The sequence below is a fragment of the Salinivirga sp. genome, assembly GCF_035268865.1.
Classification (GTDB): domain Bacteria; phylum Bacteroidota; class Bacteroidia; order Bacteroidales; family Salinivirgaceae; genus Salinivirga.
The window spans coordinates 1-22,120 of record NZ_DATFKB010000167.1; the positions used below are offsets into that span (position 1 = coordinate 1).

22 protein-coding genes, 1 other RNA gene and 1 pseudogene are annotated in these 22,120 nt (G+C 40.9%); 10 read left to right on the top strand and 14 right to left on the bottom strand.

The window, feature by feature from the left end; translation table 11 throughout:
• Positions 1–184: 184 nt before the first annotated feature.
• From VJ937_RS15725 to ssrA, 3 genes and pseudogenes are all read right to left on the bottom strand, one after another.
• Positions 185–367: pseudogene (locus VJ937_RS15725) on the bottom strand (GIY-YIG nuclease family protein); the annotation flags it as partial.
• 52 nt (positions 368–419) lie between these two features.
• Positions 420–764 (bottom strand): four helix bundle protein, encoded by a 345-nt coding sequence (locus VJ937_RS09790; RefSeq protein ID WP_324066719.1) that lies wholly within the window; start codon positions 762–764, stop codon positions 420–422.
• 151 nt (positions 765–915) lie between these two features.
• Positions 916–1,315: a transfer-messenger RNA gene (ssrA, locus tag VJ937_RS09795) on the bottom strand.
• Positions 1,316–1,657: 342 nt separating this feature from the next.
• Here ssrA and VJ937_RS09800 point away from each other — a divergent pair.
• Positions 1,658–2,881 carry an NAD(P)-dependent oxidoreductase gene (locus VJ937_RS09800; protein ID WP_324066720.1) on the top strand — a complete coding sequence of 408 codons (1,224 nt, stop codon included), beginning with the start codon at positions 1,658–1,660 and terminating at the stop codon, positions 2,879–2,881.
• Positions 2,882–3,120: 239 nt separating this feature from the next.
• Here VJ937_RS09800 and rpe read toward each other — a convergent pair whose 3' ends face one another.
• The 7 genes from rpe to VJ937_RS09835 form a co-directional block, all read right to left on the bottom strand.
• The gene (rpe, locus tag VJ937_RS09805) at positions 3,121–3,771 is read right to left on the bottom strand and encodes a ribulose-phosphate 3-epimerase (protein ID WP_324066721.1); all 651 of its coding nucleotides are present in this window, start codon (positions 3,769–3,771) and stop codon (positions 3,121–3,123) included.
• Positions 3,772–3,848: 77 nt separating this feature from the next.
• The gene (locus VJ937_RS09810) at positions 3,849–4,712 is read right to left on the bottom strand and encodes a sigma-70 family RNA polymerase sigma factor (RefSeq protein ID WP_324066722.1); all 864 of its coding nucleotides are present in this window, start codon (positions 4,710–4,712) and stop codon (positions 3,849–3,851) included.
• A 92-nt stretch (positions 4,713–4,804) separates the two neighbouring features.
• Positions 4,805–5,320: a flavodoxin gene (locus VJ937_RS09815; protein ID WP_324066723.1), complete on the bottom strand. Its 516-nt coding sequence runs from the start codon at positions 5,318–5,320 to the stop codon at positions 4,805–4,807.
• Positions 5,321–5,401: 81 nt separating this feature from the next.
• Positions 5,402–6,103 (bottom strand): Mpv17/PMP22 family protein, encoded by a 702-nt coding sequence (locus tag VJ937_RS09820; protein WP_324066724.1) that lies wholly within the window; start codon positions 6,101–6,103, stop codon positions 5,402–5,404.
• Positions 6,104–6,136: 33 nt separating this feature from the next.
• Positions 6,137–6,415 (bottom strand): hypothetical protein, encoded by a 279-nt coding sequence (locus VJ937_RS09825; RefSeq protein WP_057952465.1) that lies wholly within the window; start codon positions 6,413–6,415, stop codon positions 6,137–6,139.
• A 3-nt stretch (positions 6,416–6,418) separates the two neighbouring features.
• Positions 6,419–6,568 carry a hypothetical protein gene (locus VJ937_RS09830; RefSeq protein ID WP_324066725.1) on the bottom strand — a complete coding sequence of 50 codons (150 nt, stop codon included), beginning with the start codon at positions 6,566–6,568 and terminating at the stop codon, positions 6,419–6,421.
• Between the two features lie 95 nt (positions 6,569–6,663).
• Positions 6,664–8,721, bottom strand: coding sequence for an acetate--CoA ligase family protein (locus tag VJ937_RS09835; protein ID WP_324066751.1), 2,058 nt, complete (start codon positions 8,719–8,721; stop codon positions 6,664–6,666).
• A 180-nt stretch (positions 8,722–8,901) separates the two neighbouring features.
• Between VJ937_RS09835 and hydE the strand changes: the two genes are divergently transcribed.
• Positions 8,902–10,011: a [FeFe] hydrogenase H-cluster radical SAM maturase HydE gene (hydE, locus tag VJ937_RS09840; protein WP_324066726.1), complete on the top strand. Its 1,110-nt coding sequence runs from the start codon at positions 8,902–8,904 to the stop codon at positions 10,009–10,011.
• Between the two features lie 148 nt (positions 10,012–10,159).
• Here hydE and citF read toward each other — a convergent pair whose 3' ends face one another.
• The 3 genes from citF to VJ937_RS09855 form a co-directional block, all read right to left on the bottom strand.
• The gene (citF, locus tag VJ937_RS09845; RefSeq protein WP_324066727.1) at positions 10,160–11,713 is read right to left on the bottom strand and encodes a citrate lyase subunit alpha; all 1,554 of its coding nucleotides are present in this window, start codon (positions 11,711–11,713) and stop codon (positions 10,160–10,162) included.
• 53 nt (positions 11,714–11,766) lie between these two features.
• Positions 11,767–12,984, bottom strand: a complete 1,218-nt coding sequence (gene citD / locus VJ937_RS09850) for a citrate lyase acyl carrier protein (protein WP_324066728.1) — start codon at positions 12,982–12,984, stop codon at positions 11,767–11,769.
• A gap of 125 nt (positions 12,985–13,109) precedes the next feature.
• Positions 13,110–14,036 (bottom strand): bifunctional riboflavin kinase/FAD synthetase, encoded by a 927-nt coding sequence (locus VJ937_RS09855; RefSeq protein ID WP_324066729.1) that lies wholly within the window; start codon positions 14,034–14,036, stop codon positions 13,110–13,112.
• 203 nt (positions 14,037–14,239) lie between these two features.
• On the opposite strand from VJ937_RS09855, the gene VJ937_RS09860 reads away from it, so the two are divergent.
• Together VJ937_RS09860 and VJ937_RS09865 are read left to right on the top strand one after the other, a co-directional pair.
• Entirely contained in the window at positions 14,240–15,403 is a 1,164-nt protein-coding gene (locus VJ937_RS09860) for a TlpA disulfide reductase family protein (RefSeq protein WP_324066730.1), read from the top strand.
• Positions 15,404–15,406: 3 nt separating this feature from the next.
• Positions 15,407–16,147 (top strand): UDP-2,3-diacylglucosamine diphosphatase, encoded by a 741-nt coding sequence (locus tag VJ937_RS09865; RefSeq protein ID WP_324066731.1) that lies wholly within the window; start codon positions 15,407–15,409, stop codon positions 16,145–16,147.
• On the opposite strand, the gene VJ937_RS09870 is transcribed toward VJ937_RS09865, so the two are convergent.
• Complete coding sequence (locus VJ937_RS09870) at positions 16,144–16,869, bottom strand: TlpA disulfide reductase family protein (RefSeq protein WP_324066732.1); 726 nt, start codon at positions 16,867–16,869, stop codon at positions 16,144–16,146. The genes VJ937_RS09865 and VJ937_RS09870 overlap by 4 nt on opposite strands.
• 179 nt (positions 16,870–17,048) lie before the next feature.
• On the opposite strand from VJ937_RS09870, the gene VJ937_RS09875 reads away from it, so the two are divergent.
• The 6 genes from VJ937_RS09875 to VJ937_RS09900 all read left to right on the top strand — a co-directional run bounded on the left by VJ937_RS09875 (position 17,049) and on the right by VJ937_RS09900 (position 22,059).
• A complete protein-coding gene (locus tag VJ937_RS09875; protein ID WP_324066733.1) occupies positions 17,049–17,879 on the top strand; it encodes a hypothetical protein in 831 nt (276 codons plus the stop codon).
• A 4-nt stretch (positions 17,880–17,883) separates the two neighbouring features.
• A complete protein-coding gene (locus VJ937_RS09880; protein ID WP_324066734.1) occupies positions 17,884–18,480 on the top strand; it encodes a hypothetical protein in 597 nt (198 codons plus the stop codon).
• A 164-nt stretch (positions 18,481–18,644) separates the two neighbouring features.
• The gene (rsfS, locus tag VJ937_RS09885) at positions 18,645–19,022 is read left to right on the top strand and encodes a ribosome silencing factor (RefSeq protein WP_324066735.1); all 378 of its coding nucleotides are present in this window, start codon (positions 18,645–18,647) and stop codon (positions 19,020–19,022) included.
• A 2-nt stretch (positions 19,023–19,024) separates the two neighbouring features.
• The gene (gene ftsH / locus VJ937_RS09890; protein WP_324066736.1) at positions 19,025–21,043 is read left to right on the top strand and encodes an ATP-dependent zinc metalloprotease FtsH; all 2,019 of its coding nucleotides are present in this window, start codon (positions 19,025–19,027) and stop codon (positions 21,041–21,043) included.
• Complete coding sequence (locus VJ937_RS09895; RefSeq protein WP_324066737.1) at positions 21,044–21,253, top strand: putative signal transducing protein; 210 nt, start codon at positions 21,044–21,046, stop codon at positions 21,251–21,253.
• Complete coding sequence (locus VJ937_RS09900; RefSeq protein ID WP_324066738.1) at positions 21,250–22,059, top strand: phosphatidate cytidylyltransferase; 810 nt, start codon at positions 21,250–21,252, stop codon at positions 22,057–22,059. The genes VJ937_RS09895 and VJ937_RS09900 overlap by 4 nt, the downstream gene beginning before the upstream one ends.
• Positions 22,060–22,120: the final 61 nt, after the last annotated feature.

Consider the following 22,120-nt stretch of genomic DNA (forward strand, 5'->3'; position numbering starts at 1 on the left):
TCATTGTGGATGGAGAATGGATGCCAGATCCGGCCAACCCGGTTTATGAAAACAATGAGCATGGTACATATAACTCCATTCTGTGGATCAAATAATGGTGTTTTATGGAACATTAACTGTTTGCAGTTTTAGTGTGAGTAAGGAGTATGCTTGCTCTTGCTCACTACTCACACTCAAACTGTATTCAAATCAGGTGTCTGTTTGCAAATGCTCTTCCTGAACCGGACTTAAGATATTTTTCGAATTTGTAGGCTTTATGCTTTTCTGTAAAAGCTGTGGTGCTGATTAGTTTTATGGGCAGGCGCTCTTTTGCGGATTTAACCGTGCCCAGCTTGTGCGCTTTGAGTCTATTTTTAAGATTTGAAGTGCAACCGGTGTAGGAATTTTAATTATTTTATGTGCTCATATTTAAACTGGATTTACTTAAGTGATTTAATGAGTGCAAAGAGCATTTTAGAGATTTCTTCAAGTTCATGATAGAACGCTGAGTATTGAGTTTCTTCTATTGTATTGCAATCTTTAAGGTAGTCAAAAATGGCCACACATTCAAATGCTGAGCCACGGGCAATTACATAAAAGTTTCTTTTATCTGCATTGGTAAATCTGCCAGCACCTTCTGCAATATTAAGCATTATACTGAAAGCTGCTCTTCGAAGTTGGTCGTTAGTTGTAGGGTTGGTTTTTGTCCTGGCCAAAAAGCCGGCAACATTTTTATTAAACCTTTTGGCTTTTTGATAGACAGAAAGCTTTTCGAAATCAAACATAAGCTGTTTTTAGTAAAAGATTGAGTAAAGAGTTTCCTTTCTCCTGTTTCTACTCACACTCAAACTGTATTTTTACTCTTTTTGAGTTAGAGTTTGAGTTTGAGTAAGGAGTATTCTTGCTCTTGCTCACTACTCACACTCAAACTGTATTCAGTGGAGCCGGCGGGAGTCGAACCCGCGTCCAGACAGGCAACCCATACGCTTTCTACATGCTTAGTCCATTCTTAATTGTCGGGTCAGATCAGGGTATGGACACCCGCAAACTGACCTTATCCGCTGAATTTCGCTCTTACGTCGCGGCGCCGTAAAAGCTATCCCAAACTTCTGGCACTCCATATCGGACCGGTATCGGGAGACACCATCCGGGAGTGACTCGTCCCGACCTATTGTAGTCGTGGATTAAGCAGTAACCGGCTTAGCCTGATTACGCAGCGAGCGCATAATTATTGTTGCCAATTAAAAAAAGTGTGAACATTCTTTTTACGGGAAATATACAAAACCCGGCATGCTTACGTACCAATTCAACCTGCTGTCAAAACCATGTCGGCCCCTGAATTGGTCGTAATCCCTTTTAAGGGAACACAAAAATACGAAAAAAATCGCCTGAACCCTAAAATTCAGGCGAAATTCATTAAACCCCAAAAATATTCCAATTAACTTTTTGTAAACAAATTGTGAACCAAAATCGAATTTCTAAACTAAAAAATGAGCCTTTTTTTTAGGCTGATGCTGTTTTTCGACATGCCCAATAGCTTTGTTCTGATATTCAGTAAATTCCCTGGTTTTGGGCGCATGAATGAGGTTTGCCCGCTATAAAACTTTTTTAATTAGGTGTTAACGGAATGTTTTTAAGCCGTGAATTTTTTTTATATCTTTAGCCAAAATAAACAGTTATGGGAAAGAGAAATTTACGAATCGGTATACTGCGCGAAACCAAGACGCCGCCCGACCGTAGAGTGCCTTTATCACCTCCGCAAATTTTAGACGCAAAAGCACAATTCAAAGAGGTTGATTTTGTCATTCAGCCAAGTTCTATCAGATGCTACAAAGATGAGGAGTACAAATACCTGAAATTGCCCCTGTCTGAAGATTTAAGCGATTGTGATATATTGATGGGCGTTAAAGAGGTTGATAAATCTACCTTTTTACCAGACAAAACTTATATATTTTTCGCACACGTTGCCAAAAAGCAAGCCTATAACAGGGAGATGCTTAAGGAGATGATGCGTAAGAAAATCACCCTGATCGATTACGAATATCTCACTACGCCCGATGGTGCACGTGTGGTGGCTTTTGGGCGCTGGGCCGGCATCGTTGGTGCATACAATGCCCTGCGGGCAAGAGGTATCAGAACCGATAGTTTTCACCTTAAACCTGCACATCAATGTCACGATATGGAAGAGATGTTTGCAGGTTTACGCAAGGTGCAGCTGCGCAGTAAGAAAATTCTGGTAACAGGCGAGGGAAGAGTTGCTTCCGGCGCTTTGGAGACGCTCGATCAGTTGAATATACGAAAGGTTTCAAAAGAGGACTTTCTGAATAAAGACTTTGATGAACCGGTATTGTGCCAGATTGGTCCGCAAGATTATGTGGAGCATAAAGATGGTTTGCCTTTCGATTTCAATCATTTCATACAACATCCGACCGAATACAGGTCCTCGTTTAAACCTTTTTCAAAGGTTACCGATATCTTCATTGCATGCCATTTCTGGGATGAAAAGTCACCGCATTTCCTCACCAAAGCGGATTATCGCGATCCCGATTTCCAGATTTCAGTAATTGCCGATGTCAGCTGCGATATCAATGGGCCTATTCCATCAACTCTGAGGGCTTCAACCATTGCAGAGCCTTTTTATGGGTACAATCCAAACCTGGAGCAGGAGGAGCCGGCCTTCAGTAGTGCTGATAACATTACCGTAATGGCTGTAGATAATTTGCCCGGTGAATTGCCACGCGATGCATCACAGGATTTTGGCGAGGCCTTGTTGCAAAATGTATTCGATGCCATTGTGCATGAAGATGATCAGAAGATCGTTGAGCGTGCCACTATATTAAAAAACGGAGAATTAACCCCGCGCTATGCCTACCTGGCTGATTATGTTGCGGGAAAAGAATAGTTGCCCGGGTTGCCCACATGCTTTCGTTTGCCATCGTAATTTTTTTTAAGTGGGCAACCCTTTTTTCTATCCAGTAATTAGATCAAAATAAATTTTATACCGGAAAAATCCCGAATAAGGCGATTAGCGGGTGTTTAAGTGTGTCACCGCTATACATGGCGACGTAATTTATTAATTTGCCGCTCCATTTTTAGCATATTAAGAAACAAACCCCGGAGGGGTTGTATGTATGTAAATGTTCAGGCTTTCTTTAGCAGAGAAATGGCTTCTTGGGGATCATTGGCTTTGAAGACGTAGCTTCCGGCCACAAGGCAGTCGGCGCCGGCATCATACAGTATGGCTGCATTGGTGTTGTCTACACCGCCATCTACCTGTATCATGGTTTGAGCTCCACTACTTTCAATCTCCATACGTAACCGCTTAATTTTATGGATAGATTGCTCAATGAATTTTTGTCCTCCAAAACCAGGGTTTACAGACATTATAAGCACCATGTCAATGTCTTTGAGCACATCTTCCAACAGTGTAACATTGGTATGTGGGTTGATGGCGACACCAGCTTTCATGCCTTCAGCTTTAATGGCCTGAATGCTCCGGTGCAGGTGTGTTGAAGCTTCGTAATGAATGGTGAGGATGTCGGCTCCGGCTGCTTTAAAATCTTTGATGTACCTTTCGGGTTGTGCAATCATCAGGTGCACATCTAAAGGTTTTTTAGCTACTTTGTTTATTTGCTTTACGATAGGGAGCCCGAATGAAATATTGGGTACGTACATTCCGTCCATTACATCGAGGTGGAACCAGTCCGCCTCGCTATCATTGACCATTTTAATATCATTTTCAAGATTGAGGAAATTTGCAGAGAGGATCGATGGTGATACTAATTTTGCCATGATGTCGGTTTTTTCACAAAAAAACAAAAAAAAGGGGAAGCTTGTTCCCCTTTTTTGTTTTTATTGTAAATATTTTATCATCCAAGATACATTTTAAGGTTTTTACTACGTGAAGTATGTTTTAATCTCCTAATAGCCTTCTCTTTAATTTGACGAACACGTTCACGTGTCAGGTCGAATTTTTCGCCAATCTCTTCCAGCGTGCTGGGTGGCTGGCTGTTCAGACCAAAATAGCAACGAAGAATGTCGCCTTCTCTGCGCGACAGGGTGGTTAGGGCCCGGTCGATTTCTTTTCGCAGGGAATCATTAATCAATGTGCGATCGGGACTGGGCGTGTCGTCGCTTTGCATTACATCATACATGGTACCCTCTTCTTCTGCGGAGATAGGTGCATCCATACTGACGTGCCTGCCTGAGTTAGCCATTGATTTTTTTACCTCGTTGGGCGAAATTTCCAGTGCTTTGGCAATTTCGTCTGCTGAGGGTTCCCGTTCAAAATCCTGCTCCAGTTGATTGAGCTTCTTGTTGATTTTGTTGATAGACCCAATTTTATTCAGCGGAAGCCTCACAATGCGTGCTTGTTCGGCCAGCGCCTGAAGTATAGACTGGCGAATCCACCATACTGCATAAGAAATAAATTTAAATCCACGCGTTTCGTCAAAGCGCTGTGCGGCTTTAATTAAGCCCAAATTTCCTTCGTTAATTAAATCTGGTAAACTTAAACCCTGATTTTGGTATTGTTTACTTACAGAAACAACAAATCGAAGATTGGCCCTGATGAGTTTATCAAGGGCAGCTGTATCACCTTTTCTGATGCGCCTGGCCAATGCCACCTCTTCGTCTGCGGTTAGGAGCTCTACTTTGCCGATTTCATGCAGGTACTTATCAAGTGAAGCTGTATCACGATTTGTAACCTGCTTGGTAATCTTAAGTTGTCTCATCTATTTGGAATAATTAGGGGTTTCAACGTTATAACGTTAAATATAGGTGTTTGGTTTCGGTTTTTCTAAAATTCCAATAATTATTTGATGTTTTACGACATTTTTTTTGTTAAATCTTTGACCCATTGGTCAATACGTTCATCGGTTTTTTCTTCCTCAAAATCTTCATCTATGGGCAGTCCCATAAATTGGTCTCCCTCAATAGCCTTCGATTCTCTGAAGTTATAGTCTTTGGTATCGGTAAAACCAACCAATTCTGCGCCGCGTTCTCTGAGTTTTTTACCTAAAATACCAACTGCATCTACAAAGTGCAAGTCGTAAGTTACAGAGTCGCCAAGACCAAAAATAGCCACTTTTTTTCCTGTAAAATCAGCTTTATCAATATGTGGCATAACAAGGTCCCATCCGCTTTTCTTGATCTCCTGGTTCCAGGTTTCTTTACCAATGGTGGCAATACCAAGTATCAGGTTGTCGTAGTGCATCATATCATTCACACTTGCTTCGGGTACACTTTTAAGAGCAGCCGATGGCAGATGCTGATGGATTTTTTTGGCTATTTTTTCTGTACTTCCTCCTTTGGGTGCGTAAAAAATTCCTGTTGTATTCATGATGTGTGATTTTATATTAAAGTAAACAAATTAATTCTGTTTTTTGATTACAAAATGTTGTATTTATTTTTTAAAGTGTCTCTAAACTGCCTGTTTTTTACCAAGTTGCGCTGCAACGGCCAAAAATACTCCAAGCATAATACCTAACAAAGCTGCGAATAATACCCTGAACTCGGGGGGTAACAAAAAAGTTATGGTATGTGCCGGTATCCAGAAAAATGGGATGGTCTTTTTGAATACAAAATTCCATTGTACTTTCCAATCGAGCTTTGCAAAAATTTCTTTAAACTGAATTGGACTGAAGAATCCTTTGAGTGTTCCGTTATTGTCCACAATATGGGTATCGGTAATTTTATGAAAAGTCATCATTACCGGTGCATAAATAATGTTCATTGCGGCACTTATGCAAAATGCCACGAGTAACTTATTCCACGAGAGGTCTCCCTGCATTAATGTCCTGGCATCGTTTAATCCCAGGTAGGCCAGGAATTCAGGTGTGCCGGTAGCAAAAATTATAAATGCCATTTTTATGGTCAGGCCAATAAAACCCCATACTATGGCTCGCGGTATTACTCCAAATCCTTTTTGAATGTACTTACCTGTTTTAATGCGTAAGCCTATAACCTCTCCAAGTGTGGCCAGAATGGCAAATTTTATAAATGCCATGATCATTCCGTGTTGCACATTGAAACCTGTATAAGTTTCGTATGTTGTATTCGACCAAAAGAAAGGTGAAAAAATGGCAATTACCGCCAGTGCAAAAATTAAGTCCTTTTTCTTCATGGTTAATCCTAAAATAAAAGCTTTGTCCGTTTGTTAATCTTCTTTTTTAAGCATTTCTGCTTCAAAATCATCTTTAATGCGTTTCAGGTTTTTTTTGTGAATCCTGAAATAGTAGAAACCCATAAGAATTAACAGTGCCGGTACAAAAGCCAACTGAATCCAATAGGCATTGGGCAGTTTGTCGATTTTTTGCATGATGTAGATCATTACATTCGCATTGACAACCAAAACAAGTATGGCTGCAATTACGAACTGGCGGGCAAATTTATGCTCCTTGTTCAAAGCACGGTGTAGCTTATCGTTTTTAAACATAATTTATTGGTTTTGTTCTGTTTTATATGGTTCTATTCCTTTTTTTATCCCTTTGTAAACACGTTTCCAGTTCAGTGCTATTGCAATTATTAAAACAATTATGAAACCAACCAGAAATTTTTCTGTTTTGCTAAGGTCTTTCCAACTCTTCATCTGTTTTTGTTTTGAGATGCATGGCAATTTATAAAAAATCCGGCCAGAATGTGCTAACACGGCCGGATTTGTTGATGACTTATATGCTGAAAATTTTATTTTTCGATGCGAACCCTTGCATCCACAGCTACAACCTTTTCTTTTGAGCCTAGCAGTGGGTTGAGGTCCATTTCGAATATTTCTGGTGCAGCTTCCATCAATGCGCCCATGTGGGTGATGATTTTAGCAAATTCAGTTTCATTTATCGGGTCTTGTCCGCGTGTGCCTTTAATAATGCCATAGCCGCGCAGTCTTTGTATCATGCCGATTGCCTCTTCGTGTTCAATGGGAGCGATGGCGGCATTCACGTCCTTAAGCACTTCAATAAAGATACCTCCCAGGCCTGCCATTACCATGTGTCCGAATTTATCTTCACGTTTTGCGCCAACAAAAAGCTCTGTCCCCGTAAGCATGGGCTGCATAAGAATGGCTGTAGTGTCTTTTATCTGCATCATGCGGTCGAACTCTTTTCTTACAGTGTCGGCATCTTTTACATTAAGTACTACGCCACCTACATCTGATTTGTGAACCGGCCCTACAACTTTCATTACCACCGGGAAACCTAGTTTTTCTGCAGCTGTTACTGTAGCATCGCGGTCGGATGTAACCGATTCGCCTGCACGTGTGATTCCTGCTGCATCAAGTAGTTCCTGGACTTTTTCAGGTGCAAGATAGCCATTGTCGGTCTGGTCAATAATCTGCCTTATTTTGGTATTGTCAACCTCAGGAATAGCAGGATTTCCAGGTACTGGTTTTGCTCTGTGGTATATTTTTGAAAGTGCATTGCCGAAGAGCACCTCGTCCGGGAAGTTTATGCGGCCCTTGGCAATGAAAGATTTTATTTCATCGGCCACATTTACCACCGATGGTAAAATGGGGTAGATGGGTTTTTTGCATTGCTTCATTTTTTTATCAAGCAGGTCGTAAACATCGTAAACAGGGAATAACCCGGGACTGCCAAAAATTACAGCCATTCCATCGATGTTGTCAAAATCATTTTCACAAGCATCTATAATGTCTCCAAGCTGTTCGGCTGTGCCTGTGGCTAAAAAGTCAATGGGGTTCGATACCGACGAACCGGGGAAAAGTTTTTCCAGCAATGCGTCGGCCTTTGGTCCTTCGATGTGTGGAATCTCGAGTCCGCCATTCGATAGTGCATCGGTGAGCATAACGGCTGGCCCGCCGGCATGCGTAATAATAGCTATGTTTTTTCCCTTAAGCTCAGGGTGCATAAATATTGATGCCACTGTAGCCAGCTCTTCCCTGCCGTGGCAGCGTACGATGCCGGCTTTGCGGAACAATGCATCTACAGCCACATCGCTGCTGGCAAGGGCCCCTGTGTGTGACGATGCAGCTCTGCTACCCGCTTCAGAACCGCCTGATTTTACTGCTGCAATTTTGCATCCTTTCCTAATCAGCGAACTGGCATGCTTTAGTAGCATTTGAGGTTTGTCAATGTTTTCAATGTAGAGCAATTTAACTTTCGAAGATTTTCCCTCTTCATAAGTTTCATCGAGGTGTTTCAGTACCTCTTCAACGCCCAGTTGGGCGCTGTTGCCTACTGAATAAACACTATTAAATTTTAAACCTTTGGGCACTCCGGCCTCCATAATGAATACTGCTGTAGCTCCCGAACCTGATATAAAATCCACACCCTGTGGGTCGAGCTGCGGAATAGGTGTTGTAAACACGCCATTGTAGTTCTGGTTGAGCAGTCCTATGCAGTTCGGTCCAATCAGTGCACCATCCACTGCATTTACTTTTTTAACTATATCAGCTTCAAGTTTTGCACCTTCTTCGTTTTCTTCGCTAAAACCGGCCGACAGGATAATAAATGCACGTGTTTTTTTCTTTTTTGTAAGGATATCGATGGTGTCAGGGCAAAATTTTGCTGCTATTGCCATAATGGCCAAATCAACTTCAGGCAAATCATTTACATCGCGATAAGATTTTAACCCCTGAACTTCATCAAGTTTGGGGTTTACCACATGTAAATTACCTTTAAACTGCCCGTCCAGAAGGTTTTTCAATACCTTGCCTCCTGGTTTATGAATGTCGTCTGAGCCACCAACGACTACTATGCTGCGGGGATTTAATAGTTGTTTATTGATCATTTTATGGAGTTGTTTGTTTGATTTTATATAAATTTCCACAAAGATAACATATTGGCTTTGCCGCGAAAATGATAAAACACATACTTTTAAGCAGTTTTTGCGATTAAGGTATACCATTTGAGAGTGGTATAATGAGTTTCGATAAAACCTTATAACTTTGTGGCTTAAATTTCAGTATACATGACAACTACTATAGATCATATAACCAAACAACTGGACAGGCTCTATGATGCGCAGGCCCCTGAGACAGGTATTATAAAAGATTTTATTAAAGCTGAAGCCGAGGCCACTACTCAATTGCGCAGTTATGCAAATAATGTAAAGCAGAGGCATCTAGATAATTACGTCTATTTCCGCGGATTGACAGAGTTTTCGAATAAATGTTCTAAAAACTGCTATTATTGTGGTATTAGGGCAGGTAATAAAAATGTGGATCGCTACGATGTGACCGATGAAGACATACTGGATGCTGTGCGTTTTGCCCATGAGCAAAATTATGGCTCTGTTGTGCTGCAGGCAGGTGAAAGAAGCGACAAGCATTTCGTGGAGCGTGTTGATAAATTGTTGCGAAAAATAAAGCAAATCACCAATGACGAAATAGGTATAACAATCTCGTTGGGCGAACAGAATTATGAGACCTTTAAGCGCTGGTTCGAAAGTGGTGCACATCGCTATTTGCTGCGAATAGAGAGTTCTAACAAAATATTATATTACAAAATTCATCCGCAAAACGAGAAGCACAGTTACGAGCACAGAATTCAGGCATTGTACGACCTGAAGGATATCGGCTATCAGACTGGTACAGGTGTTATGATCGGGTTGCCTTTCCAGACCAGAAAAGATTTGGTTGAAGATTTACTTTTTATGCGCCGTTTTGATATTGATATGGTTGGTATGGGGCCGTACATCGAGCATCAGGATACCCCGCTCTACAGGTATCGGAATCAACTATTGCCTCAGAAAGATCGATTTGAGATGACGCTCAATATGATCAGCCTTTTACGCATCATTATGCCCGATATAAATATTGCTTCGGCTACTGCCCTCCAGGCACTGGATCCGATGGGACGTGAGAAAGCATTGAAAGCCGGGGCCAATGTAATTATGCCAAATGTAACCCCCGGTATGTATCGTAATAGCTACAAACTTTATGAAAATAAGCCCTGTACCGATGAAGAAGCGGCAGATTGTGTGAGTTGCCTGGAAATGCGAATTGGTTTAACAGGGAACCAGGTTGGATATGGCAAATGGGGCGATTCGCGTCATTATCATAACAGAAGAGGCAGGTGATTTGAAGTCGAGCTAAGCGATTTCATACAAGGAAAATCGACGCGAGCTGAACAGCATCCATCTATGACCTGATGTTTTGGTTTTTGAATGTAAAATTTTAAAACAACCGCTAACAAATTGCTAGCGGTTGTTTAAAATACTGTCTAAATTATTCTTTTATTTTTCTTACAACATCAATAACAGTTCCGTCAACCCATTTGATGGCTGCTATAACTTCATCATCAAATTCCGGTTTTTGGGGCTTGCCGCAGATTTCTTCGGCTTCTGCTTTTAGTTCTTCGATAGTTTTAATGGGCAGTTCACTGTCTTTGAGTTTTTCGAGCAGGTCTTTGCGTTTTGGATTTACTGCAATACCGCGCTCAGTAACGATTACATCGATTAAATCGCCGGGTCCGCATAAAGTGGTAACTTCGTCTACAATTACTGGTATGCGATCGCGGAACAGCGGGATAGGCAGAATTACTGTTTTGCCAAAGAGACAGTTTTGCCAGCCTCCGATACCGTGAAGCAAGTAGCCGTCAGAGTGGGTTACTACGTTGGCATTGAAATTTGTGTCTACCTCTGTGGCGCCGAGAATTACAATGTCTATTAATGATGCGAAGTTGCCTTTACCATGATAATTGTAGCTGGTAAATGGGCTGGTGTTAACGTGTGTCGGATTGTCGCGCATCGATCGTACGCCTTCAAGGTCGAAGGTTTGGCCGTCGAGGATGTGTTCCACAAGTCCCTCTTCAAACATTTTTACCAGGTACTGATTACTTCCACCTCTGGCAAAGCGGGCTTTTATGCCTTTTTTGCGCATTATTTCACCAAAATATATTCCAATGCTCAGCGATGTACCTCCTGCACCGGCCTGGAAAGAGAAGCCTTCTTTAATGAGTCCGGCTTCATCGCAAAATTGAGCTGTCATTTCTGCAATCAGCAGCCGGTCAGGGCTTTTTGTTACTTTTGTGGTGCCCGACACAATTTTTTCGGGAATCCCAATTTTATCTACTTCAACGGTAATATCTACATTATTTCCCTGAATTTGCCAGGGTATGCATGGAAAGGGTACCATATTGTCTGTAACCACCACAACCTGGTCGGCATATTCTGAATCGGCCAGGGCAAAGCCCAGTAGGCCACAAGCAGCATCTCCATAAAGACCGTTGGCATTGCCGAACGGGTCAGCGCATGGTGCTGCGATAATGGCAATGTCGATGTGCACATCTCCGTCCTGCACAGCCTGGTAGCGACCTCCATGCGAGCGGAGCACGCCCTGACCTCTCATTTTACCCTGGCTGGCAAAGCGGCCAAGCGGTCCGTTCATTGAACCTTCTATGTGATGAATTACACCATTTTCAAGATATTGGATAAGGTGCTCGTGGCAAGGGAAAGAGGCGGAAGGGTACCATACGAGGTCTTTTACGCCCATCTCTGCCGCAATATCGAAAATCTGGTTGGCCAGTATATCGCCATTCCTGAAGTGGTGATGCGTAGAAATGGTCATGCCATCTTTTAGTCCGGCTTTAACAAGTGCATCTTTGAGTGATGCTACCCGCTTATCGCCATCTTCAGGATAGTCGGCTACTGTTTTTATGGGTGGTGCATATTTTCTGCCCTGTGGACGGTATTTGCCCACACCCTGAAACGGAACGACCTCTTTGTCGTTTATATGCGTTGGAATGAGTCTTCCGGCTGCGTTTTTTACAAATTCTGTCATGATTGTTATTTTTTATTCGCTTTGGAATGTATGTGCTTTATTTCTAAAATGATTTATTCCTGATTGTAGGTTTCCTGCCAGTTTTTATCGATGAATCCCATTCGCACGGCACGATCGATTTGTTTTTTATGGCGTTTAACTACAGGTGGGTCAATCATTTTTGAACCCAGTGAGACTACGCCAAGGCCTTGAGCCTCAGCTTTAATTGCGGCGTCTACAATTTTCATGGACTTTTCCAGTTCCTTTGCTTCAGGTGCAAATCCGTCATGAATAACTTTAATTTGCCGTGGGTGTATACACCCCATTCCTTCGAATCCGAGCTGCTTCGATTTTCTTACATTTTCAAATAGTCCCTCCATATCGCCCACGTCTGAAAATACCGAATCAATGGGTTGTATGCCTGCAGCCTTTGCTGCATTCACAAGGCGCATTCTGGCATAGAGTGATTCTTCTGCGGTGCTTGTGCGTTTAACACCAATATCTGCAGTATAGTCTTCAAGACCAATGGCCAATGCTACAATATTGCGGCAGGCTGTGGCTATTTCGTATGCTTTTTCTACGCCCAAAGCACTCTCAATGATGGGCATGTAAAATACGGGTTTTTCGATTTGGTGTCTGGCCTCAAGCCTTTGTACTTCCTTGTCGAGGCGGCAAATATATTCCGGATCTTCTACCTTGGGAATTAAAATCAGATGCACGTTATGCGGCACAATATACTGTAGATCTTCGATTCCCATTTCACCCTGATTGATTCTGACCATGCGTTCGGCTCCGTAAAAATTGGCGCTGCACAAAGCATTTCGCACCACAAAACGGGCTTCGTGTTTTTTTGCTGGTGCTACAGCATCTTCGAGGTCCAGAATAATGCCATGTGGTTTATGAATACCTGCATTAAGCATCATTTTAGGGTTGTTTCCGGGCAGGTACAACCTCGATAATCTATCGCGTTCTTTTGATGTTTCGTATTGGTTGTATGGTTTGAGGTCGGGGATATATGTTTCTGAAGTATCGCTGAATTGTTTTACAGCAGCTTCAATACGGGCTGCAATAACCCAGTCAAGTGCTCCTGAATCTTCTATCAGCACTTCGCAATGCTCAACACCCAATTTATTGAGTGTCGCTGTGGCCACTTTTTTAATCTGGTCGCCATACAGTTTTTCAACTTTGCTTTTTAACTGGATCTTAATGCCTCCGGAGGGTTGCTGTTTAAGGGTGACATGGCAATCCGATTTTATTTTAGGGCCTTTGTTGCCCGCATATCCTTCGCTCATAGTATGTTTTTTTATGTTTCTCGAACATCTACAAAATTAAAAATACCTGCTATAATTGCAAGATATTTCTTACGAATAGCCTTTTGTCATTCAATAGAAAGTAGGAGAAATGTCTTTTGGGAAGGCTAATTATTTTGCGAAAATATATTCAGCGATTGTACCTTGTCTTTTTTTAGCTGGTCAACCAAATCGTTGAGCGAGGGAAATTTGGTCTCTTCACGTATTTTTTCGATGAGTTCAACCGTTATATGCTGCCCGTAAAGGTCGCCTTTAAAATCGATTAAATGGACTTCTATATTGCGCACTTGTTGGTTGTTTACCGTGGGTTTTACTCCAATGTTCATCATGGCCGGTCTTGATGTCCCGTTTAAATATGCTTTGCAGGCATAAACGCCGTTGCCCGGAATGAGTTTGTAGGCGCATGAAATTTTAAGATTGGCAGTCGGGAAGCCTATTTTCCGACCCAGTTGTTCGCCTTTTACTACTTCACCGGCAAGTTGGTATGGATATCCGAGCATTTTGTTGGCTTCGCCTACGTGGCCATATTGCAAAGCATGCCTTATTCGTGTTGAGCTTACAGCATGTCCGACTCTGACTTCGTCGAGTTTATGGAGTTTAAAATGGTATTTACCGGCGAGTGGCTGTAGTTTTTCAAAGGTGCCTTCTCCGTTTTTACCAAACCTGTGGTCGTATCCAAAAACAAGGTGCTCCAATTTCAGCTTATCAACCAATATTTTTTTTACAAAATCCTCATAAGTGAGTGCTGCCAGTTCTTCAGTAAAATCAAGAATTATCAGGTGGTCAATACCATTGCGTTCAAAAAGATCAATTTTTTCTTCAATGGTATTGAGTAATTTAATATCTCCTGAATTGAGCACCTTTCGGGGATGTGGCCAGAATGTCAGAATTACACTTTCTCCTTCGTACTTGCGTGTAAGCGACTTTAGCTGGCTTAAAACGTGCAAATGACCAATGTGCAAACCATCAAAAGTTCCCATGGTTACAACTGGCCTGTTAATTGCAATATCTTTTATATCTTTGTATGTTTTCAAAGGGTCTTAGAATTTGCGGGACAAATGTATAATTTTCGAATGAATTAAATTATATTCACACCACATAATCAACATAGATCAGTCAAATAAACCGGATTCCAAATATTATCATTGTAATGGTGCTTTATAACTGAACGATTTGATGTTGATTTTGTTAGAGGAATTAATTTGAAATAATTTAGATAAATCATAAAGAATTGAATATGAGGTTTACAGTTTTGTTTGCAATAGCTCTGCTTTTTTTAAGTGCTTGCAAAAAAGAATCGAAGGGTCCGGAAATTCAGGGGACCATTTACGGTGCTAATAACGAGGCAATTTATTTGATGAATTTGCTGGAAAAGAATGCCCAGCCAGATTCTGTTGCTATTAATGCCAATGGCGATTTTGTTTTTGATATTGAGGTAGACCAGCCTACGGATTATGTGTTGTATTTAGATCAGCAAAACTTTATCAGACTTATTCTACTTCCTGATCAACAGGTTCAGATTACTGCAGATGCCAGTGATTTGGCTACAAGCTACCGTATTGAGGGGTCAACCTCCAGTAAAGCAGTACGGGATGTCATTCAGCATAATTTGCACAGCAATAGTATTATCGACAGTCTTAATATGGTGTATAAAGCCAATGAAGGAAGCCCGGGCCTTGAAAAACTAATCCCTGAACTGCAACAGCAAAGTCAGGAAATTTTTCAAAAAGAGCGTGACTACCTTGTAAACTTTATAGAAGAGAACCGGAGCCCACTTGCTTCATACGTGGCTCTGTCGATGCGCCTTTCAAATGAACCGCTTTTCGATCCACAGGATGATATGAAGTATTTTGAAATGGTAGATACAGCGCTTGCAAGCCGTTACGAAAATTCAAGAATGAGCAGCCTCATAAGTAATTTCATACGGAAGGTTAAATCTCAGGAAGAGCGTCGTCAAACAGCAAATCAGAGGTTAAGTGTAGGGGCCATAGCACCCGATATTGCCTTGCCTAATCCGCAGGGAGATACGGTTAAACTTTCATCGCTCAGGGGCAAATATGTGCTGCTCGATTTCTGGGCATCATGGTGCAAGCCATGCCGTATTGAAAATCCGAACCTTGTCAAAACTTACTGGAAATATAAGTGGAAAGGGTTTGATATATACCAGGTATCATTGGACCGTAATCGTGACGATTGGGTACAGGCTATTTATAAAGACCGCCTTAAAAACTGGAATCATGTAAGTGATCTTAAGTTTTGGCAGTCTTCAGCAGCTCAACTGTACAATGTAAGGTCTATTCCGTCTAATTTCCTGATCGACCCCGAAGGAAAAATTGTAGCGCGAAATCTGCGTGGCCAAAGCCTGGGGAAAAAATTAGAGGAGATTTTTGCCAAGAAATAGTTTATGCCGAAGATTTATTTTGCTTCAGATATGCATTTGGGTTTTCCCCGTCAGGAGGAGAGTATTCACCGTGAGCGAAAAGTTGTACAGTGGCTCGACGATATTATAGATCAGGCCGATGAACTGTACCTTTTGGGCGATGTTTTTGATTTTTGGTTTGAGTATAAACATGTTGTTCCAAGAGGATTTACACGTTTCCTGGGTAAGCTTGCAGAGTTTACCGACCGCGGAAAGTCCGTGCATTTTTTTACAGGAAACCATGATGTGTGGGTTTTCGATTATTTACCGAAAGAAATTGGGGTTCATGTACACAGGAAACCGATCATTGCGGAAATTGACGGGAGAAAGTTCTTTATCGGGCATGGCGATGGTTTGGGATCAGGTGATGTGGGATATAAGTTGCTGAAAGGTATTTTTACAAATAAAGTACTACAATGGTTATTTGCCAGGCTTCACCCAAACGGAGCAGTAGGTTTTGCGCACCGATGGTCCAAACATAGCCGCTACAGCAAAGGCTTTGCTGCCGAAGATTATAATCCGGAAAAGGAGCACCTTGTTTCATTTATTAAAACCCATGAAGCTAAAGAACATTGCGATTACTACATTTTTGGTCACAGGCACTTTCCAGTGCATCATATGGTAGGCGAAGCCACTTATGTGAATCTGGGCGACTGGCTAAATCATTTCTCTTACGCTTACTGGGATGGCGAGCAAATGCATTTGGAAAAATACCAGGCAGATTAAAGCGCCACTTTTTGTGCAAAATGTAAGTTGCCTTGCCCTGAAACCTGAATGATGTAAATACCTTTTTCAAGTTCCGGTGATTGCCAGTTGTGGGCTCTGCCATTTATAATGTCGCTACTAACGGTTTTTCCCATTGTATTAATTACCCGAACCTGAATATCACCATATGAATAGGGCAGGTTCTCAAGCATAAAACTGTTGCGCAGTGTGTGGATTGCAATTTGGTAGGTGTTATTTTTTATGCCTGTTTGCTGAGCGCATTTTTCAACCTCCGATTCTACCATGTTTAATGCTACATTTTTGTATTTCCCATCGGGGCAAACTACAAAGTATTGAGGAGCGTATGGCACATCGAAACCGAAGTCCGGATTGATTATGCTATCATCCTCCACAACAGAAAAGGCCGGGAATGTACCTCCATATTCATTGAAAAATTCATCAATTTGAGTTTCGTTGTGGTAACCTATTTCCACGGCCCAAACCCATCCTTTTTCACCATTTAAGAGTACGTCGTTCCATATTTTCTCAACGGTTGGCACGCCTGTTTGACAGGTGCCGCAGGTTGTGCTGAAGAAATCCAAAACTATTGTTTTGCCTGAATCAAGCTGATCCTGTAAATTATAGGTTTCTCCAGACGTTGATGTCATTGTGAAGTCGGGTGCCTGGCTAAGTGTGACAACTGGAAATGCCAGTATTAAGAGTACGGATAGTAATTTTCTCATAGCGCTGTTTTTTATTTGGTGTGGCAAATTTAAGAAACTTTTCACGATATGTAAATGATTAAATATTTACCTACATTAATTAAATGTTAAACAAGTTTTTATGAAAAATGGTTTAATTTGTTTTAATAATTCTCTTAATAACTTGAAATTTATTAATTTCACACCCAAAGACAACAAATATGCGGTTTATCATTAGTATTGTAATTGTTTTGTTTGTTTTTTCTGCCTGCCATCGTGAAAATGGCGATAAAAAGGCTAAAGAAAAACTGGAGTTAACCAGAGATAATAGCGTAGGCGTAGACGTTAAAAATTCAAAAGTCGTTTACAGAGTGCCCACACCAATAGAATTTTTCATGTTTTATCGTGGAGCCGGCGGAGCATTTAATCCAGAAATATTATTAAGCCCGTCAACCGCATCGAATTATCTTAGTACTAAGAATAAAGCTGTAGCTTTTGGTATGTATGCTTCAGATTTGGCCTACAGTGCTGTTTTTGCGCAAAACCAGCAAACCATTTCATATTTTGAAGCCAGTAAAGTGCTGGCCGAAGATTTGGGTTTTACAGAAGGTTATGGCGAAGAGCTTATGCAGCGGTTTAAAAGTAACCTGGATAATGTAGATTCGCTTTATCATCTTTCTGCTGATTCATATTGGAATGTATTTAATTTTTTAGAAGACCAGGATAAAACCACACTTTTGTCATATATAACCGCGGCAGGTTGGGTAGAAAGTCTTTATCTAGCATTTAATGCCAAAGAAGTAAACACAAAGAGCGATTTGATGAGCTGCCTGGCCGATCAGCAATATGTGATTGAAAATCTGGATGCTTATTTACAAGAAATGCATAAAAATGAGACAGATAGAGATGATATATTTTTAATGGTCCGAAAGTTGAATGAATATTATGCTGAATTGTATAACAATCCTGATAATGTGATTATGACCAGGGTGCAATTTGATAGTATAAAATCTTTGGTTAACAGAAGCAGAGAGTCGTTGGTTAAAAGGTAATTGAATGAGAAGTTACATAATATTTTTATTTTTAATTCTGGGAGTTCTGACAGTAAGGGCCCAGCGATGCGATGATAAGGATTTTTGCGATAAAGACCTTTATGGTGAATACGATTATCGCAGCCAGTCGAATTATGCCCAGGTATACACCGGTGATACTGTGCGTGTCAAAGTAGTTGTATATAGCGGACAGAACTACCGGATTTTTACATGCGCCGAGCGAAGGCTCAAAGATGTATTTTTTCGGGTTATATACCCCGAAAAGCGCTTTAAGAGAGCTTTTAAAGAGATTAAGAAAAAGCAGGTGCCCATATATGAAAAAGATAAAGATGGTAATTTTCTGTATGACGAAAATGGGGATCGCATAAAAACCGGGACAATTTTTGCCAATGATACTGTATGGGGGCGTGATTTGGTTACCTCAGAAAGTGTGGTCTACGATTCTCGCGAAGCAGAAGAGGCTTATTGGGAAGCCAGCATACACAAAACCAGGTTAATTATTATTGAATCAATTATACCCCCTTTTCGGAAAAAAAGAAATGGATGTATACAAATCATGGTAGGACGCAAATACAAAAATGCAAGCCAGTTCAGAAGATGATAAAACTGCTGTTAAACTACATTTTGCTGCTATATTGTCAGTATTTTGTACTCCAATAGCAAATAAATACATTTGGGGCTTCTTGTTAGAGTGATTTTAGCTTTTGGCGTCAAAATTGTTATAGGTTGAATAGCAAAGAAACTGAAAAGAAGAATTAAAAATATATGCAAGGACAGAACAAACCAGATGACATTATAAATTGTATAATTGAGGGTATTAAAGAAAAGAAGGGCGAAGAGATTGTTAAACTAGACCTTAAAAACTTAGAACAGGCTGTAACAGATTATTTTATCATATGTCATGCAAATTCCAACAGGCAGGTAGATGCTATAGCAGACCATGTTGAGAAAAATTTGCGAAAACAATATCAGGAGCACGTTTTACATAAAGAAGGTACATCTCAGGCCGAATGGATTTTACTTGATTACGCCGATATTGTAGTGCATGTTTTTAAAAAAGATGTGCGAAATACTTATAAACTTGAGGAGTTGTGGGGTGATGGTGAACTTACACGAATAAGCGATTTAAAAGAACAAGAATAGATATGGAGAAAGAGAATAATCAGCAGAGACAGCAGCAAAACGATAATTCCAATAAAACACCGAAAAGACCAAAATTTAATGTTTACTGGATTTACGGTGCAATTTTGTTGCTCTTTATTGGCATGCAGTTTTTTAGCAGCATGGGTAATGGTGCGCGTGAAATTACATGGAAGGATTTTAAAAACAACATGTTACAACAACATCATGTTGAGCGGCTGGTTGTCGTTAATAAACAAAAAGTTGAAGTATACATAAAACCGGGTGAGCTTGGTCGCGGAAGATATAAGGAGTTTAGCGAAGGCGGATTCTCTTCAGGTCCTCAATATTATTTTACAATTGGATCTGTAGAATATTTCGAAAAACAGATGGACGAAGCACAACAGGATTTTTCTGAAGAACAGCGCATAAGCCCACAATATGAAACACGTGAAGACCACATTGGAAATTTAATAGGCTGGCTCTTGCCCATCGCTATTATAGTAGCCATATGGATTTTTATTATGCGCCGCATGACCGGAGGTGGTGCTGGTGGTGGTGGTCAAATTTTTAATATAGGAAAATCAAAAGCAAAACTTTTTGACCGTGAAGGTTCAAAGGTTAAGGTCGATTTTTCAAATGTTGCCGGATTAAGTGAGGCCAAGGTTGAAGTCAAAGAAATTGTTGATTTTCTGAAAAAACCGGAACGGTATACAGAGCTCGGAGGTAAGATTCCGAAAGGTGCATTGCTGATTGGCCCTCCTGGAACCGGAAAAACATTGCTTGCAAAAGCAGTTGCAGGCGAGGCCGAGGTGCCGTTTTTCTCTATATCGGGTTCCGACTTTGTCGAAATGTTTGTAGGGGTTGGTGCCTCAAGAGTTAGAGACCTCTTTAAGCAAGCCAAAGAAAAATCGCCATGTATAATTTTTATTGATGAGATTGATGCCATTGGCCGGGCAAGAGGTAAAAATCCAAATATGGGTTCTAACGATGAGCGTGAAAATACCCTGAATCAATTATTGAGTGAAATGGACGGGTTTGATACCAACTCCGGTGTTATTATCCTGGCTGCAACAAACAGAGTGGATGTGTTGGATAAAGCATTAATGAGAGCCGGACGTTTCGATCGACAAATTCATGTAGAATTGCCTGATTTGAATGAGCGAAAAGAGATATTTAAAGTACATCTTTCACCTTTAAAAAAGGTAGACCCGGAACTTAACCCCGATTTTCTGGCCAAACAAACACCGGGCTTCAGTGGAGCAGATATTGCAAATGCTGTGAACGAAGCCGCATTGATTGCAGCACGAAAAGAGAAAACTAAAGTTGAAAAGCAGGATTTCCTCGATGCCATTGATCGAATTATTGGCGGACTGGAGAAACGAAATAAAATAATTTCCAGATCAGAAAAGAAAACCATTGCTTACCACGAATCGGGTCATGCTACTGTAAGTTGGCTGCTCGAGCATGCTAATCCTTTGGTAAAAGTCACCATAGTGCCACGTGGGCAAGCCCTTGGGGCTGCTTGGTATCTCCCGGAGGAACGTCAAATTACCACTAAAGAGCAAATGATTGATGAAATGGCTGCGCTTATGGGTGGGCGCGCTGCTGAGGAGATTGTATTCGGAAAAGTCTCGACCGGCGCACTTAACGACCTTGAAAGAGCTACGAAAAAAGCTTATGCAATGGTTACTTATTTCGGAATGAGTGCGGAGGTTGGTAATATAAGTTTTTACGATTCCACCGGTCAAAATGAATATAGTTTTACCAAACCTTACAGTGAAGAAACAGCCAAGCTAATTGATAAAGAGACACGCAAGTTGGTGGAGGCTTCCTATCAACGAGCACTAAAAATTCTGAGAGACAATCGTGAGGGGCACGAGCAGTTATCCAAACGACTCTTAGAGCGGGAGGTTATTTTTGCCGACGACCTTGAAGATATTTTTGGAAAGCGAAAAAATGATATCATTGAGGCGGGTGATAAAAATGAATACGATTCTTTTTCAAAAGAAAATAATAAAGACGAGCAAAATCAGGAGGTATAGATGGCAGCTAATGATTGGCAGATGGTTTTTTCTACTGGTCAGGCTTACCAGGCTTATATCATAAAAGACTTGCTGAAAGATCATGAAATAGAGGCTGTAGTAATAGATAAGCAAGATTCTTTCTACGTAACAGTGGGTGAGATTGAAGTTTACGTAGAAGCCCAAAATGTAATTAAAGCAAAACACCTAATAAAAAAAGCAGACTTTTGAAGAATTTTGTACAGCGTTCGCTCACAGGTTCCTTATTTGCACTTGTTACATTAATCTCTATTTTGTGGCATGAGGTTACCTTTACATTTTTTTACGGAGTTGTAATGTTGCTAATTCTCATTGAGTATCATCACATGCTACGTAAAGTCCATGGCCATCCATTGATGGCATGGCAAATTATATTATCTATATTAATCTATGTTGGTGGATGGTTGGTGGTCAATAAAATAATTCCTTTTTCGGCCCTGGCATTGACGATCCCTTTGTTTTTTCTGGTTTTTATAACCGAATTATACAGGCGAAAGCGGCGCATTGCGCAAAACCTATCCATGACATTTTTACCCGTAATTCATGTGGCCCTACCCATGGTATTATTGCTTGCAATAGGTTACCTGTCTGGCGAATATGATTACCGGATGATTCTCTCCATTGTTTTATTTACCTGGACATTTGACACTTTTGCATACATTGTAGGTGTGCTGATAGGAAAAAATAAAATTTCACCCAAAATTTCACCCAAAAAATCATGGGAAGGCTTTATTGGTGGTTTGGTAGCAACGGCCGCGCTGGCGCTAATTTTATCGCATTACTGGGCAGTTTTTGACCCTGTTAAGTGGATCGTAATTAGCGTGATAATCAGTATTGGAGCAACTTTCGGTGATTTGGTCGAGTCTGTATTGAAACGCGCTGCTGGTATGAAAGATTCAGGCAGGATTCTTCCAGGGCATGGAGGTGTTTTTGATCGTTTTGATGGCTTTCTCTTTGCCATACCTTTTGTTTTTAGCTATCTTTATTTATTGAATTAATAATTATCTGTTTCTGAATGTGAGAAAATTTAAGGTTTCTTCATTTTTAACAAACTCAAAA